The following is a 298-nucleotide window of genomic DNA, read 5'->3' on the forward strand; positions in this document are numbered from 1 at the left end:
TATTGGCGCGCTCTCTTCGATATTGTCCACGTGTCCACCTAGAACTAGATGGACACGATACTCCTTGCTACGCGGGTCCCCTTCAAGACGGGTTCACCGGGTGCTTACGTTTATGCGTTTCGGAGCGGGGGTGACGGCGTGGGGCACGGAGGGTCGAATGGTGGCAAGGCAACGCTAGAAGTCACCGAATATCTGTTGGCTGCGAGCGCTTCTCAGATCATTTACCTGGTTGATTTAGCGAACTCTATGGAAGTTGACGTCCCATTCTAAATGGGGCAGCTCCTATTCGCATTTTCTC

The 298-nt window shown here is 53.4% G+C and carries 1 protein-coding gene; it reads left to right on the forward strand.

Translation table 11 applies throughout. The features are described from left to right. Positions 1-138 precede the first annotated feature (138 nt). Entirely contained in the window at positions 139-270 is a 132-nt protein-coding gene (locus tag ACVA58_RS27925) for a hypothetical protein (protein ID WP_446513498.1), read from the forward strand. Positions 271-298: the final 28 nt, after the last annotated feature.

This window comes from Photobacterium sp. DNB22_13_2, from assembly GCF_052873915.1.